The sequence below is a fragment of the Streptococcus parasanguinis genome, assembly GCF_015556095.1.
Classification (GTDB): Bacteria; Bacillota; Bacilli; order Lactobacillales; family Streptococcaceae; genus Streptococcus; species Streptococcus parasanguinis_Q.
In genome coordinates, this window is sequence record NZ_JADNLT010000002.1 from 182,898 (window position 1) to 198,553 (window position 15,656).

13 protein-coding genes are annotated in these 15,656 nt (G+C 44.3%); all 13 read right to left on the reverse strand.

Annotation, left to right across the window (positions count from 1 at the left end; translation table 11 throughout):
• Positions 1 to 30 precede the first annotated feature (30 nt).
• On the reverse strand, positions 31 to 708 hold the full coding sequence (locus I2E70_RS04070; protein ID WP_049506557.1) for a CPBP family intramembrane glutamic endopeptidase: 678 nt from the start codon (positions 706 to 708) through the stop codon (positions 31 to 33).
• An 85-nt stretch (positions 709 to 793) separates the two neighbouring features.
• Positions 794 to 1,687, reverse strand: coding sequence for a TDT family transporter (locus I2E70_RS04075; RefSeq protein WP_150906609.1), 894 nt, complete (start codon positions 1,685 to 1,687; stop codon positions 794 to 796).
• A gap of 377 nt (positions 1,688 to 2,064) precedes the next feature.
• Positions 2,065 to 2,289, reverse strand: a complete 225-nt coding sequence (gene asp5, locus I2E70_RS04080; protein ID WP_003012425.1) for an accessory Sec system protein Asp5 — start codon at positions 2,287 to 2,289, stop codon at positions 2,065 to 2,067.
• Between the two features lies 1 nt (position 2,290).
• A complete protein-coding gene (asp4, locus tag I2E70_RS04085; protein WP_003003066.1) occupies positions 2,291 to 2,482 on the reverse strand; it encodes an accessory Sec system protein Asp4 in 192 nt (63 codons plus the stop codon).
• Complete coding sequence (gene gtfB, locus I2E70_RS04090; RefSeq protein ID WP_195423555.1) at positions 2,475 to 3,830, reverse strand: accessory Sec system glycosylation chaperone GtfB; 1,356 nt, start codon at positions 3,828 to 3,830, stop codon at positions 2,475 to 2,477. Before gtfB ends, asp4 begins: the two co-directional genes overlap by 8 nt.
• Positions 3,814 to 5,328, reverse strand: coding sequence for an accessory Sec system glycosyltransferase GtfA (gtfA, locus tag I2E70_RS04095; RefSeq protein ID WP_195423557.1), 1,515 nt, complete (start codon positions 5,326 to 5,328; stop codon positions 3,814 to 3,816). Before gtfA ends, gtfB begins: the two co-directional genes overlap by 17 nt.
• 11 nt (positions 5,329 to 5,339) lie before the next feature.
• Complete coding sequence (secA2, locus tag I2E70_RS04100; RefSeq protein WP_080934963.1) at positions 5,340 to 7,724, reverse strand: accessory Sec system translocase SecA2; 2,385 nt, start codon at positions 7,722 to 7,724, stop codon at positions 5,340 to 5,342.
• A gap of 25 nt (positions 7,725 to 7,749) precedes the next feature.
• On the reverse strand, positions 7,750 to 8,220 hold the full coding sequence (asp3, locus tag I2E70_RS04105) for an accessory Sec system protein Asp3 (RefSeq protein ID WP_024056283.1): 471 nt from the start codon (positions 8,218 to 8,220) through the stop codon (positions 7,750 to 7,752).
• The gene (asp2, locus tag I2E70_RS04110; protein WP_195423559.1) at positions 8,217 to 9,761 is read right to left on the reverse strand and encodes an accessory Sec system protein Asp2; all 1,545 of its coding nucleotides are present in this window, start codon (positions 9,759 to 9,761) and stop codon (positions 8,217 to 8,219) included. The genes asp3 and asp2 overlap by 4 nt, the downstream gene beginning before the upstream one ends.
• Entirely contained in the window at positions 9,754 to 11,343 is a 1,590-nt protein-coding gene (gene asp1, locus I2E70_RS04115) for an accessory Sec system protein Asp1 (RefSeq protein WP_195423561.1), read from the reverse strand. The genes asp2 and asp1 overlap by 8 nt, the downstream gene beginning before the upstream one ends.
• 8 nt (positions 11,344 to 11,351) lie before the next feature.
• On the reverse strand, positions 11,352 to 12,569 hold the full coding sequence (gene secY2, locus I2E70_RS04120) for an accessory Sec system protein translocase subunit SecY2 (protein WP_003008926.1): 1,218 nt from the start codon (positions 12,567 to 12,569) through the stop codon (positions 11,352 to 11,354).
• Positions 12,570 to 12,790: 221 nt separating this feature from the next.
• Positions 12,791 to 13,795 (reverse strand): sugar transferase, encoded by a 1,005-nt coding sequence (locus I2E70_RS04125; RefSeq protein ID WP_049474718.1) that lies wholly within the window; start codon positions 13,793 to 13,795, stop codon positions 12,791 to 12,793.
• Between the two features lie 186 nt (positions 13,796 to 13,981).
• A partial coding sequence (locus I2E70_RS04130; protein ID WP_195423563.1) for an LPXTG cell wall anchor domain-containing protein occupies positions 13,982 to 15,656 on the reverse strand: 1,675 nt, incomplete at its 5' end.

The following is a 15,656-nucleotide window of genomic DNA, read 5'->3' on the forward strand; positions in this document are numbered from 1 at the left end:
AAAAACCAATCTCACTCAGGAAATCGGTTACTACTTAAATACAGATAAAAGTAAAGGCAAGGTGTAGTAGAGATTGAGCAAGATATGAGCCAAAATAGGTGAAAGGAGCGTCTTACTCCGATAATACAGGATCCCAAAAATCACACTCGGCAGGAGATAGATGATAGAAGCTCCCAACGAAAAGGGAGTGTGAAGAAAATGTAGGCCACTATATATGAGGGCTGGAAGCCAAATCTCAGCATAGAGTTTCCAGCCTTTGAAGTAGGCATTCACCAAGGCTCCACGAAAGATCAGCTCTTCTGTCACTGGCCGGATAACGACCATTGCGATCACTAGGATAAGCACCCCTGTGGGGCTAATTTCCCGTGGAAAGAGACTCAAAACCGCTGCCCGTCCTTGAACAAAACCACTGATGAAGTAGTCCAACCAGTAAACCAAACAGGCCGCAAAAACGGCTTCTATCAGAGCTTGAAGAGGGTTCTTCCCCAGCTTAAACTGCGCTTTTTTAGAAAAACGATAGACCAAAAATCCTGTAAAGACTGCATAGAGGCCTTCTAGGCCAAATAAGGTCCAATAATAGCTATTGGCGCTTGCTACACTGTTGGAGACATACTGGGCCAAGGGGCGAAATTGAGGCCGAACATAAAAATAAAACAAGAGCAGAAAGAGGGGATAAAGCAGTGAGAGCTTTCCTTTGATGAATTTCATAGATACCTTTCCTATAAAGTATGACAAATCGTATAGTGCATCTTACCATAATCGTGACAAGGTTTCAATGAAAAAGGATGACTTCCTACTCCCTGAGATAAGCCACATAACCTCCTAAGACAGCGACTAAAATCAAGAGACAAAGAAGAGTTTCCAGCCATACGAGAGCTGTCAAGAAAGGCAGTTGCAACAAGCCTTGGGCCATTTTCAAAGAGGTCGCTGTGATGACTGTTGGAAAGGTCAGGGCTGAAAAAGCAGGTTGAAAACCTTCTTTGATCATTTTCGGTAGGCGCGTCAAAACAAAGAAATAAAAACCTTGCGAGGCCACCACCATGATTAGTAAGAACCAGGTAGGCAGGCTTGCTCCACCCACACGAACCAGGGCTGCTAAAAGAAGGGAAAAGGGAGCGCAATAGATGCCTTCTTGGCCCAACAGATGACTGGGTAAGGGTGACTGCTTCAAATCATGATAGATAAGGGGATAAAGAAGAAAGGTCAAACCAAAACCAATCACTAAAGCGAGATAAGCAATCTCTCTGATTCCCACAACTGGATAGGTCAAAGCTGCTACTGCAATACCCACATAGAGAACGGTCCAACTGGGAGTGGCATTGGCTCTTGGTCGCGCTAGGACATGGGTCTTGGTAAAATAGAGAATTAAGCCCAGATCCAAGAGAAAGGCAGACCACCAGACCAACTGTGATAGACCTCCAAAGGCGGGAAAGAGGCGCAAAAGATAGGTGGATAGAATCATCCCTGCCATGGGAAAAGTCGCCATCCCAGATAAAAGGGCTGGTTGTTGGAATTCTATCTTGGTTTCTTGCCAGCGAATCGCATGATAAACGACAAAGAAAAACCAGAAGAACAAACCTGTCAGACTAAAGGCGTGAGCAAGGAAGGGTAGCGAGTCTGCAAGAAGGTTTCCAGCGCCAACCAGTCCTAACAGACAGCCTGAAAATACTAAGGGGATCTTTTTCATCGGAAGCTCCAATCATTTTATCGCTTTCAGTATACCATAAAAACAAAGGCAACATCATCAAAAAACGAAGTTGGAGAATACCAACTTCGTTCAGATTGAAGATAAAGTCATATAAAAACTTTCCTTAGGTGAGTACGGACGTCAGCGAACTTCTTCGAAGTTCCATGACTAATTATTGAGCCTAGGGTCTCAATAATTCCGAGTGCCTGAAACGTTATTGTTTCAGGCACTTTTCTCACAGCGGAAAGTTTCGGTATTTTCTTGAATCGATTTTAAAAATGGAACTCATTTTTGTTTTTTTGCAGAATCGCTTAACTTATTTTAATTTAAAATAGTTTGTCTACATTCTAACTTCTTTTTATCCATTCTATTAAAGACTAGGCCTGTACGACCATCATATAAAGAAATAAGGATAGGAGAAAGACGATGCTAACAACAAGGGTCGCTAGCTTGAGTCCACGGTGGGACCGCCAGTAACTTGGTTTTCCTAGGTTACTGGTCGCATCTGTTGAAAGCGATTGTTGTTGGCGAGGCTGCAGGGTGATCAGAACCACAAGAGCGAGGGATAAGATCGAGATCCCGATTGCAAATACCATTTCCATCTTAGGATCCTCCTAACACTCTGAAGAGGGTAAAAATAACTCCCAGCAGAATCACCAAACCAATGATCACATTAAAAGTAACATTGATCTTTTCAGAACGTGTCGTCTTTTCTTTTTCGGCAGGACGGCGTTTGAGAGACTCCATCCGTCCTTCTACTTCTTTGTAAAATAAATCTTTCTTACGATCACTCACTGTGTCCACCTATCCCTTCTTGCAAGCGAGCTTTGAAAACAGCTGGCTCAACGCTACTTGATTGGGCAATTTGTTGTGCGACGGCTTCTCTGTAGCTATCCACAGATTGGTAGATTTCCTGGATACGGGCCACCATATCTGCTTCTTTTCCTTGATCAAAGATATTGGCTTGTGCGAGGAAGTGGCGGTCATGCAGGGTATGGCTAAAGGTAAGGATGACTTGCTGGTGTTCGAAGGCCTTGCGAACAATACCTTGCACCTCTGCATAGTGGTTGATATCCAGATAAATACTAGAGACCTTAAGCAACTCTTTGATCCGCTCTTGACTGATATTTTGGTACAAGACCACATTTGGGTAGCGGACCATAGACAAGAGACTCGCAGACATTTCCGTTAAAGCTGCTACACGGAAGGTCACATTCGGCAAATTCTCTACTAGGTAGGTCAAGGCTTCGATCTGATCCGAATTAGTCAAAACAAAGGCGTCTTTACGGATATCGTCTTTCACCTTGAAATCATACAGGTAGCCAAGGGGTCCAAAATAGCTATGCTGATCTTGCGAGGTCAACTGCAAAGCGCGATGATAGGTCGCGTTTTGCGGAATCAAGATCTTCTTGGTCCGGATTTCTGGGCTCTTTAGAATCAACTGCATGTTGCCCGGAAGGCTGTCGTGAAGAGGCTCTTGCCACACCAGGACGTCGCGTCCTTTGATGCCTTTATTGCCTAGCTGGAGACTAATGCTAAAGGAGGTAGCCAGCGTATTGTAGACCAAACCATCTAGATCAAAACCACGATACTCTAGATAAAAGACAAAGTAATCTAAGCGATTCTTGAAAATCTGCATAGGTTGATGGTCCAAGGTTAAGATCAAATCCCCTGTTTGGTGATTCTCTGTCAAACGCTCGATATCCCCTTCAAAATAAGTGGTCACCAAATGCTGACCTTGATCACCACAAGTCGTTACAGCGATCTTACGACCGTATTGGTCGAAGCGCTCAATCATGACCACTTGCCCCTTATCATCTAACCACTCTAAGCGCTCGACGATGCGTTTATAGGAAGCAGCATGGTAAACAATCCGAGCCTTTTCCTGACCATAGTAGGTCACTTTTCCCGAACTGTTATCCCCAGAAACTTCCCAGAAATCAGGCACTGGAACTTCATTAAAGTAGCGTCCCCGCTTCTCCCCTTTTGCTTGTCCTAAGAAATAGATAAAGGGAGACTCGACACCGTCTGGTAAGAAACCATTTGGCTCCAAAACAACGGTCGGGTGGTCAAAGCCAGACTCTTTCATGGAGTGGAGCAGGTCTTGGCTTTCACGAGAATAACTATCAAATACGTTCAGCATGTGTCACCTCTTCTATCAATTGTGCCCAAGCTTCTTCTACTCGGCTGGTCAAAAAGTCTTCTGCACGCGCATAAGATGCTTGACGCATGCTGGCTAGATCATCTTTTTTGTATAGCTGGATGATTTTCTCCGCAAAGGCAGAAGCGATCTGGTCGACCACTTGATCTGCTGAAGGCGGAATGAGATAGCCATTTTTACCTTCTGTGACAAAGGTCTGATTGCCATAAGGAACGTCAAAACCGATAATCGGTAGACCCGAACCAATCGCCTCCATCAAGGTCAACCCAAAGCCTTCACTGGTCGATGCTGACAGGTAAACCTCATAATTCTTATAAATTTCCTCTAGATTGGCATGCCCTTTGAGATGGATATAGTCTGCCGCCCCCAATTCATCAATCAGAGAACGCAGCTTGCCTTCTTCTCCACCTTTTCCATAGATATCAAAAGACAGTTCTGGCAATTCTTTTTTGGCGCGAACCACTGCTCGCACTAACCAGTCAATATGCTTTTCTGTCGCCAAACGAGAGGCAGTAATCATAGAAAATGGGGTGCGATTTTCGTTTTGTGGCAAGCTTGCAAGACTCCCAACTGGAATGGTATAGATGGCTGGCTGATGGTTGGTGTATTTGGCAAACTGCTCGGCTAAGATTTCTTTTTGACGGTCGGTCGCAACAATAAAGAAGTCCACCTTGTCAGCATTGGTAAATTGGTACTCGTAGTAGTTGTTCCACAGGATATACTGATCGTCAACATTATTGGCACTGAAGTGCTCTGCATGGACGACCACACCCAGGCGGGCTTTTTGCGCTTCTTCAAAGATAGGCTGACCGATATTGGTTTCCCGATCCAAAATCACCAGATCTTGTTTGGTCAATTGAAGGGTTTGCATGAAGTAGCGGATCAATTCTTGGCGACCAACTAGATAGCGATCTGGGAAACGATAGATTTCGCGGCCATCCGCCATCTGCATGCTGTAGGCAACCGTCCCGTCTTCATTGTAAAAGCGGCGCTCAATCAAGTTGGCTTGATTGTTCTTAGGAATAAAGTACTCTGTACAATAGCGGGTATAGGAGAAATAATCCTTTCTCACCAAAATCCCTCTAGACACGTACTCGCAGCGTTCGACATAAGGACTGTTTTCTTCGCGCAGGTAGCAGGTCAAAAAATTGTCCTGGTCCTCATAAAAGAAGCGCTTGATCTTGCCGTCGACTTCTTCCCGAGTCGGTTTTCCGGCAAAACCTGATAAGACCTGATCAATGGTATAGGTCGTTGGCGCAATTTTTATATCTGTAAAATGGCTATAGAGCCAGATGATTTCATCATTTTTAAAACCGATATTTTCTGTTAAATGCTGGATATTATCGGCTAAGATCATATCCATAAAAACAAACTTGGCTGGTTGATGGATATTGCGTAACAACTGGGCACGGTAGGCCTGGGCATACTCAACACCACTGCTGGCCCAACCGATTCCAAGGTTGATATTGTATACTGTCATAATGTCCTCTTTTATGGGAAATGCAAGACAATTTCCCCTTTTTTATTGATTTCTACTCGACTTAGTAAGAGATTGCGGACCATTTGTTCTTTGGCCGCCTCTTTCATTCGTTCAAAGGATTGGTAGGCTTCTTGGAAAAATTCTACCAAAGGGTTTTTCTGACTGGTGTACTGACCAGAGAGTGCCATGCGCAATTGTTGCAGATAGTCTACCTGCTCGACCCAGTTTTCATCGATAGCTTTTAGGATGGCCATGCGCTGGAATTGGGCGATCACCTCATCGGTGCCTAAGATCTCATACTTAGCTTCCAACTCGCTTTTAGCAATCTCCCATAAGAAATTCTCTTTGGTTTTCTTGCTACGGAAGGTTTGGTGGGCCTTTTCCGGATCTACTTGGTAGCTCACATTGTCTAACATATAGCGATAAAAAGCTACCGGTTCCTTGTATTCTTTTTTATGGGCTACGCTTGAAAAGACGGAACGAAGAACTTTTTCAACGATGTCGTCCAAGCGACCTTCTTGTTTGATCAAGCGGTCGCGCTCTTCGTAGACGATGGCACGCTGAATGTTCATGCTTTCCGCAAATTCTAGCGTCATCCGACGACTGGCCTGACCAGAACTTTCACTAGCATTTTGAGCCCGTTCCACCAAGTTTCTATACTTGCGCTTGGTCAGAGCTTTAGCTGAACCAATCCGCTCATCCACATCATAGTCTTGATAGGTATCCTGGATCCAGTCTGGCCCCCAGTTTTTCATCAAATCGTCTTCCAATGAGACGAAGAACTTGGTCAAACCGGGATCTCCTTGGCGACCTGAACGTCCCCGAATTTGAAGGTCAATCCGCTGGTTCATCATCCGCTCAGTTCCGACAACCACCAAGCCACCTAACTCAGCGACTCCTGGTCCCAACTTGATATCGGTTCCCCGACCGGCCATTGAGGTCGCAACCGTCACAGCACCTTTTCGACCAGACTCCTTAATGATCTGGGCCTCTCGAGGAGCATTGTTAGCATTGAGAAGATTGTGAGGAATCCCTTCCCGCAAAAGAAGATTCGAATAAAGAATCGACATCTCAACGGATCCAGCAAAGACCAGAATTGGATTGCCCTTTTCGTGGACCTTCTTCACATAATCCAGGGAAGCCACGATTTTCTCCGGCAAGGTCTGATAGATTTCATCCGGCAAATCCTTGCGGATCTTCTTGCGATTGGTTGGGATCTTGATCACTGACATGGCATAGGTATCAAGAAACTCTGCCTCAGCGACCTTCCCAGTCCCGGTCATGCCTCCCAACTTCCGAAACATCTTAAAGAGGTTTTGGTAAGTAATAGAAGCCATGGCCCGTGTTTCTTGGGTCAGCTTGAGACCCTCTTTAGCTTCAATCGCCTGGTGGAGTCCTCCTTGCAAGCGCGTCATTTCCATCAAGCGACCCGTCGCCTGGTCTAGTAAGACAATCTCCGGTTGCCCTTCAACATTGGGATGGATGACATAGTCCTTATCCTTAATAAAGTTTTTATTGGCCTGCAGTGCTAAGCTGATATGGCGAACCAAATCACGGTATTGGGGATCATAGAGGTTGGGAATAGCAAGAAAAGCTTCTGCTGCATGAGCTCCTTTTCGAGTCAACCAAACTCGTTTCTTTTCTTCATCAAACTTGAAGTCTTCCCCTTCTTTGAAGGTTTGGATCAGGGTATCAATAATCCCATAAAGGTTGGACTGAACCCGAGGAGAACCAGAAATAATCAAGGGAGTCTGGGCACTATCTAGAAGCACCGAATCAATCTCATCGACAATGGCGTAATTGAAGTCAGCTAAAAACTGGCCATCTGCCGAAGCCGTCAAGTTCTCTGTTAAATAGTCAAAGCCCAGACTAGTATTGGTCGTGTAAATGACATCTGACCGGTAAATCTCCCGTTTGACTTCTGGATCTAATTCTTCGTCTTCAGATTGTTTTAAAGGAACGCCGACAGTCAAGCCCAAAAAGCGGTAGACCTGTCCCATCTCTTCTGCATCCCGAGTTGCCAGATAGGTATTGGTCGTAATAACCATGACCCCTTTGCCCTCTAAGGCATTGAGATAAACTGGCATAGTTGCCGTCAAGGTCTTTCCTTCACCGGTATTCATTTCAGCGACATTGCCTTGGTGGAGGACAATTCCTCCCATGACTTGCACGTCATAAGGAAACATACCCAAGACCCGTTTATCGGCTTCCCGCGCAACCGCAAATGCTTCCGGTAAGAGATCATCCAAGGTCTCACCCTTAGCTAGACGTTCCCGAAATTCCACAGTCTTCTCCTGTAGTTGTCGATCCGTCAAGCGGGCCATGTCATCCTTCCAGCTATTGACTTCTTTTAAGATTTTTTTGATGTTTCTTAATTTAACGTAATCCAATGTAATCCTCTTTTTTTGCAGTGATGTTCGTCTATTCGAGAACTTCTGCTCCCTCAGACGATATTGGTTGAATCGTGAAATAGTGGAAGGTAAACTCTTGCAAACCTGCACTGAGCAAGCGTACTTCATAGGCGTATGCTTGATCTGGATAGGTAAACGGCAAGCGACCTTCTGCGGTTACTCGACGGCCAACGACCTCTCCAAAGCGATCTTTGAAGACGATTTCTACCATAACGGTATGAGCAGGAGTCGCTTCCATCGTGATAACCAATTCATAATCTTGCTCTCTTTTGAGCAGGGGCAGACTAGGAATTTGACGAGTTGCGCCAAAATTTGTCTGCGAATGCCAAGTTTTCAGCACTTGACCAGATGGCATGAGGGGGTTCTGAAACTGAACGCTTCCTTGGGCAGTCACCTGAATGGTCGACCCCCAAAGATAATCTGCTAGAACAGTATCGCCCCAGTAGATTCGTCTGCTTTCATTTTCTTTTATTTTTATCATTGGTTTCTTCCAAAGTCTCTTTCCATGATTTCTTTGTACTGGGTCACAAACCACTCAATGATCGGACCACTCGCATCATTGTGTCGACCAGCGCGGCTGGTACTGATAATACGAACCGGTAATTCATACAAGGCTTCTAAAATATCTGGATAGGCCTGCTGGTCGTAGTCATCATCCCGCATATAGGCAAGGGCTAAAATGGTATCCTTAAAGTCCGCTTTTTCAAACCGGTCCCAGAAACGTTGATTGAGCTGGCCGATCCCTTCTTGTGACACTTGCCCAATGATCAACTGCATCATGTCTAGAGACGTTCCAAACTCATCTGGACGTTTAAATTTCAGATTGGCAGCGACATCCCCCAGGTTGACAATGGGTTTTCCAACCAAGATCGCATGAGGAGAATAAAGAGCACCATAGTAAAGGGCACCAAAGGTCCCCATGGACAAGCCTGAGAAATTCATATCTTTGGGCTCAAAGCCGAGCAAGTCCAAGTGCTGATCAATAAAGGCTGTGATTTGATTTTCTAATTCTTCTGATCCCATATAAAAGGATCCACCTTCCAGTCTTGGGTCAGAAAAGAGAATAAAGGGACTACCCATCGCACGCATCATCCCAAACCCTTCAAAACCTTCGGCTGGACGATACCCAGAAAAGTAAATGTTTAAAGGGGACTTCATATCGCCAGGATGGAAATAAGCAAAAATTTCTTGGCGTTTGTGGTCCCGTAGCGTCTTAGCTCCTACGGTCATCTCTCCTAAAGGTCCATGTGACAAGCGCTTATGTAGGGCTCCGATCGTAAGCGTCCCTTCTCCTTTTGCTTCCAGCGAAAAGGCTAGGTAATAAGGCTCTGCTCCATCCAATTCTAAGGGTTGCTCCATCTCTTCTTCTGAAAAGACTGCATCTTTGACCCACTCTCCCAGAGCACCAAAGCGGTAAAATTGAATCCGCAATTGCAGCTGACAGCTTGGATCTTTTTCATATTCCAACCAAAAATTGATGGGACGGCTAGCATCATACACGTAGTTGTAGACCCACTGAGCAATCGGTGTAAACTCTTCACCGTATGATCCATCTAGCTTCAGAAAATGTTGCCCCAGCACCGTTTGCTGGCCAGCAAAATCCGGTCTCACTCGCAGGTCACGAACCGTAAAGGCATCTCCATATTGATTGTCGTATAAAAAGCGCTCTAAGACATAGAGAAATTGATGCTTGCTTGAGAAATCCCAGGGTCTTGCTTGTTTAAGCCTTAAGAGGTGGGCCAATTCTTCAGAAGGCGCCTCTAGTTCATGGCTTTCATCATAAAAAACGGTATACGGCTGAAAATAAGCTAGGTCTTCTCCTAAAGCTAATAAATCTTCTGGCTTTTCTAGAATCAAGGCTTTGAATTTGGAGATTTCCTCTTCTTCCATATATTCTTTGAGCGATGGAAGAGCGGTAGCTTGAAAAAAGTGCCAGCCTAGTCCAGCAGGAAGCTCCACCTGATCCTGCCAGCTGCTTGAGCCGATTTGGAGAATATGGGGTATTTGTAGTTTTTTATCCATGACGTTCTTTCATCCATCCTTCCCATTTCTCGATCAAGCGTTGACCAGTGTATTCTTGAATTTTTTCGATCGAGTAGACCAAGGCTTCGTTCCAAGGCTTCAATTCCAACAAAAAGTGAGTAATCGCCTTCTCTAATTCCTTGTCTCCCTTTGATAAGACATAGCCATTTTTCAAATGATCGACATATTCTGTCTGGACGCGGTTGACCTGAGGAATCCCAGCAGAGATACCCGCGATTTGCGTGTAGAGGTTGGGTTCCTCGCTTAAATCTACGATCAAGCGGGTTTTTTCCAACTCTTGAATAATGTCATTTTCATTTGAAAAATTCTTAACTATAAAACGGTAGTCTGGTGCGTCTTGTAGGGACTCTTCATCAATAATCTGGTTTTCCCCAAGCCCTTCCATTTGGGCTGGTGATTGAACCAGATGCAAGTCCTGCTCGCTAGCGATCAATTCCTCGAGTTGCCCTTCTAATTCCTTAACACGCTCCGGTGATCCATTGTAAAATGCAAAAACAACTTCAAATAAGGGATGTTGCGCTAAAATTTCCAGAACCTTCTTGAGTTGGCTCTTACTTGGAAGCTCGGCTTCGTTGACATAAAAGTAAATCTTGGATTCCTTGCGCTCCTGACTAGAGCCCAAACGGAGGCGGGAGTCAAAAGAGGTAATCCGGTGTGTCTTTTGAGCCAGGCTAGGGGAAAAGCCCCCAATCGCTTTTTTGGTTTTTTCACTATCTGTAATCAAGAGCTGGGCATCAATCATATCAAAATAGAGGGCAAAGTTTTCAGCAGATAAGGGCTGACGATCTCCATAGAAGGACAAGACTTTCTTGACACTACTTGCTGTATCTTGTAAAAAAGCCAAATTTGCTGGATGAGCTGCCAAAACCAACTGATCTCGTCCTGGAACCAAGGTTGCTAGCTGCTCCTTCATTTTTTCAGCGACAACGTCTCCCATATTGGCATAGCTTTCTTTTTTGAAGGCATGAAAGAAAGCTTCATTAACCATGACGGAGTGGTTCTCTTCGATCAACATCTCTCTCAAAACCCATTGCCCATCAAAACTCAGATACTCTTGGAAATAGGGTTTTCCCTCATTGTAGTAGATTCTACTAGAGATAAAGCCACGATCATCTAAGTACTCGATGTAGCTGATCTCGTCATTCTTATAACGGGTCAAAGAGAGAATGTTTCCATCCACTCCCATATCAATTTTTGCTAGGTGGTGGCCCTTTCGAAATGCCATCACCAAAAAGGGAGTATAGGAAAAAGTGGTCTCACTCGGCCATTCGATGTCCTGAAGCTGAACTGGGCGCATCGCCAAACTAGACGGAACCTGTTGGATCTTATCAAAAATCGAAAGGACATCTGTCTCTAACAAATCTTGGCGGTGTAAAAAATAGCGCAGTTGTGGACTATATTGAGGCAACAATAAGATCCGATCCATTTCTGCTTCTTGAAAAATACGAACTTGATTAATGGTATCGTCAAATTCAATAGACTCTCGCATCCAGTACCAAGGGGTAGCTGTTTGCTGCCAGATGCGGTCCGTTCCATACCAGGCTGGTACAAAATAATACATGGTTACTCCTAGAATATTCTTGTATAACGTTGATTCACACGAAGGGCACGAATTTCTTCTCGGATATTGTAAATCATCCCGACAAACATGAGGAAGGTTCCTGGAATCATGGTCAAGCGCAAGAGATCCTTATCCCATAACAAGAGAGAAAAAGGAAGCGCCGTGAAGAGGATCAGATACAAGGTTCCAAAAACCGTCAAGCGTAGCACAATTTTATTGATATAGCGACGTGTATCTGCTCCAGGATAGACATGATCGATATACTCGGAAGCCTTCATCATCTTATCTGCAATTTCTTCTCCGTTCACATTAACAAAGGCGAAAGCAAAAGAGAGAAGGGCGATCATCAGAATGTAAAGAAGGATCCAAATCGGATCTCCCATCACCAAGTGTTTGGCTAAACGAGCAGCCCACTTAGCATTGGAATCCATAGACAAGATCAAGAGCATGGCATACTGAGGAATGGACACCAAGGTCATGGCGTACATAAAGGGCATCCCTCCTGCTGGGTTGAGCTTGATATCCAAAAAAGTATAACTTTTCAAGTTGTTGTGGATCCCTAATTTATTGACAGGAATCTGGTACTTGGAATATTCCACCAAGACTGCCACATAGACAAAAATCAAGATAAAAATCACGCCCAGAACATAAGCGATCTCTGGGATATTATTGACACTTGAAAGGGTCTGCATCACATCTTCTGGCAGGTACATAACCATCCCAGCCATCATGATCACAACAGAACTTCCAAGCCCCAAAGCGGCATTTAGATCTGAGAGCCAAACTAGAAAGAAGGCTCCGGCTACCATAATCATGGTATTGACCGCAATGACAAGTCCGGAGTTCAACCCTGTCTTCAAGGGGAGATACATGGCCACTGCCAAGGACTGGACAATGGCGAGTGCCAAGGTCACGTACATCTTTCGCCGCTCCACAATTTCCGAACTGGTTTTTTCGAGGTTAAAGCGTTTTGAAACGGTAAACATCCGCCACAAAATCATGGAAGACATCCACGGGGATAGACCGATCGAAAAGATCGACATTCCACGGAGGTTCCCCCCCATCACAGCACTTGAGAGCTGTAAACCGGTTGTCGTTCCCTCATTGAGTCTCAAGGCCTTTGATAAGTCAACAAAAGGCAAGGAAATTTTACTTCCCAAAACATAAATAAAGACGAAAAATATCGTCCAACAAAATCTCTTTCCTACTTCAGATCGTTTTAACATTTCTTTTAAACTTTCTCTTACTCATTTTGACTCTTCCACCTGGGGAATAGCCTTTTAATATGTGCCTTTAGAGCATTTTATCTCAACTTATTTTACCATAATTTGCGACGTTTCCAAACTCATTTGTCACTAATATTTGATAATATTTCAAATTCCCCATTTGGTACTGTATTCAACAAAAAATCCTTCAGATGTTTATCTAAAGGATTGTTCATTGAATGTTATTCATCCAAGGCCATGATGGTATCGACGAATAATTTTTTTGTAAAATAGCCATTGCGGATCAAATAAGAAGTATAGTGAGCTTTTTGGACCATTTGGGCATACGCTTCCTCTGTGCAGTTTTGAACCAAACGATTGGCTTCTTCAAGACTGGATGCTACAAAGCCAAGCCCTTTTTCTCGAATATAGCCTGCATTTGACAAATAGTCTGGCACCACTACTGGAAGACCTGCAGATAAGTAAGTCGATAATTTGTAGGAAATATTTTCTTTGTAGTAATCTCGCTCATCCTCGGGGTTCTCTGAATTTCCCCAGACCAGCCCAAAACCACCCTTAGAAAGCTCCAAAAGCAATTCTTGCTTGGTTCGCCAGCCTTCAATATGGACCTTGGAATAATCAACTCCTTCAACTGGTTCAGTATAGACATGAAGGGGTGTATCATATTTCCAATCGATGATATGAGGGAAACGCGAAGGATTTCCTGAGAAGATCAGTTTTTTCTCAAATTGCGGGGTATAGAGATCCAAACTGTGGGTCAAATCCCACAACTTTTGTACCACATATTTTTTAACTGTAAGCCCTTCTGATACTAGACGATGGTACATTTGCTCTGATGGAACAACGACCAGATCACTCTGATTGTACATGTCGATATAGTTGGGCATCAGGTAATAATTACTCTCAAACATAAGCGGTGGGACATCGTGGATAAACATGACCAACTTGGTTTGAAGGAGTTTTAACTTATCAACCAAACGGCGGTCCCACTCAATCCCATTCCAAGAAGGCGATTGAACGAAAACGATATCCCCAAAAGCAACGCCTGCTAAAATCCCATCCATTCGCGAGTTCAATTCACTAGCTGGTTCATTGCTATGATCATAAAAGTAGATCCCTAATTCATTGACCCCAAGCTCGCGAACGACATTCATGATATCGTTTTGGGCCATCAGGGCCACGCTCTGAGAAGACTGCCCGAATAAATTTGTAAAATGGATTTTCATCTCTTTCCTCTGACTCTTCTTTTTTTGTCCCATATTTCCTGAAGATATGAAGGCAAACTGAGCTTTCACAAAGCAACCTTTTTCATACCCTTCAACGAAAACTTCCTCATTCATTATAACATATTTCACAACTTCTTAGACATTCTAGATCAATAAAAGACCGGTTCATTCCGGTCTTTTAAGGTTCTATTTGCCATCTTTTTTCCGGATTCCTAAAAGGGCTAATCCAGACAGAAGAATGGAAACTACCGTAGCAAGGATATTACTTGAAGGATGGGCTCCTGTCTCTGGAAGAGCAGGTCCTGAAGAATGCGTCGCACTTAGCGAGCTTGCATCTGATGGAGATTCTGAGTGAGAGGTTCTTGATGAAGACACGACAGACTCCGAAGGACTGGTCATAGCAGAGAAACTTGACGCATAAGACACACTGATCCATTCAGAAGCTTCATGCGATAGGGATTGACTCTCTGTCGATGATGCGCTCATAGATTCTGAGACACTCGTCAAAGGAAACTCAGACACTGGCATGGACGTTGAAGTAGATTCACTTGCAGAAAAAGTTGATTGGCTATAGGAGTCAGACTTCGATAGCGAGGCTGACGCTAGAGATTCTGAATGAGATGCCCATTGTGAAGCAGATAGACTCTCTGAAACTGATCGCGAGAACGATCCAGACTCTGAAACCTGCGATGCAGCTACGACATGAGAAGTTGAAGCTGATTCGCTTGTTGAGGCAGAAGCTTGAACTAACGAATCTGATTGACTTGAAGAAATCGAAGCTTGAACCAAGGATTCGGATTGATTCGCCAAAATCGATTCTTGAATCAACGATTCAGACTGGCTTGCCGAAACTGAAGCTTGAACTTGTGACTCTGACTGGCTCGCTGAAATCGACGCTTGTACCAGTGAGTCTGATTGACTTGCAGAAACGGATGCTTGAACCAAGGATTCGGATTGACTCATTGAAACAGATTCAGACAGCTTTTCGCTCATCGAAATAGATTGCGACAAGGAAATCAGTTGAGAAACCACTTCCTCCGATCCAACCGCCGATGTTGACTGCGATTGAGACACAGAAATTGATCTAGATACTAAATTAGATAAGGATACCGACTGACTCAACGAAACAGATTTCGAGGCTTTTTCAGACTCACTCTTAGATGCTGATGCTGCTTTTGATTGTGAGTCGGATTGACTCGCTGATACAGATTCTTTAATCAATGACTCTGATTGACTCGCTGAAATCGACTCTTGAACCAGCGACTCCGATTGGCTTGAAGAAACTGATTCTTGAACCAAGGAATCGGATTGACTCGCTGAAACGGACTCTTGTACCAAGGAATCAGATTGACTTGCGGAAACGGAGGCTTGTACCAACGACTCTGATTGGCTAGCTGAGATCGATTCTTGAGCCAATGAATCCGATTCACTTACCGAAACGGACTCTTGAACCAGTGATTCGGATTGGCTAGCTGAAACTGATGCCTGAACCAGCGAGTCTGATTGACTGGCAGATACAGATGCTTGAACCAGCGAATCGGATTGGCTGGCTGAAATCGACTCTTGAACCAGCGAATCGGATTGGCTTGAAGAAACTGATTCTTTAATCAAGGAATCGGATTGACTCGCTGATACCGATGCCTGAATCAATGACTCTGACCGACTTGCAGAAACCGAAGCTTGAATCAAAGACTCTGATTGACTTGCAGAAACGGAGGCTTGTACCAACGACTCTGATTGGCTAGCTGAGATCGATTCTTGAGCCAATGAATCCGATTCACTTACCGAAACGGACTCTTGAACCAGTGATTCGGATTGGCTAGCTGAAACTGATGCCTGAACCAGCGAGTCTGATTGACTA

What these genes read in the sequence shown, in the direction of transcription:
- asp1 (WP_195423561.1), bottom strand. Translation starts at nt 11,343, where the DNA reads ATGTATTATTTTGTACCAGCCTGGTATGGAACGGACCGCATCTGGCAG.
- gtfA (WP_195423557.1), bottom strand. Translation starts at nt 5,328, where the DNA reads ATGACAGTATACAATATCAACCTTGGAATCGGTTGGGCCAGCAGTGGT.
- secY2 (WP_003008926.1), bottom strand. Translation starts at nt 12,569, where the DNA reads ATGTTAAAACGATCTGAAGTAGGAAAGAGATTTTGTTGGACGATATTT.
- I2E70_RS04075 (WP_150906609.1), bottom strand. Translation starts at nt 1,687, where the DNA reads ATGAAAAAGATCCCCTTAGTATTTTCAGGCTGTCTGTTAGGACTGGTT.
- I2E70_RS04125 (WP_049474718.1), bottom strand. Translation starts at nt 13,795, where the DNA reads ATGAAAATCCATTTTACAAATTTATTCGGGCAGTCTTCTCAGAGCGTG.
- gtfB (WP_195423555.1), bottom strand. Translation starts at nt 3,830, where the DNA reads ATGCTGAACGTATTTGATAGTTATTCTCGTGAAAGCCAAGACCTGCTC.
- asp2 (WP_195423559.1), bottom strand. Translation starts at nt 9,761, where the DNA reads ATGGATAAAAAACTACAAATACCCCATATTCTCCAAATCGGCTCAAGC.
- asp5 (WP_003012425.1), bottom strand. Translation starts at nt 2,289, where the DNA reads ATGGAAATGGTATTTGCAATCGGGATCTCGATCTTATCCCTCGCTCTT.
- asp3 (WP_024056283.1), bottom strand. Translation starts at nt 8,220, where the DNA reads ATGATAAAAATAAAAGAAAATGAAAGCAGACGAATCTACTGGGGCGAT.
- I2E70_RS04070 (WP_049506557.1), bottom strand. Translation starts at nt 708, where the DNA reads ATGAAATTCATCAAAGGAAAGCTCTCACTGCTTTATCCCCTCTTTCTG.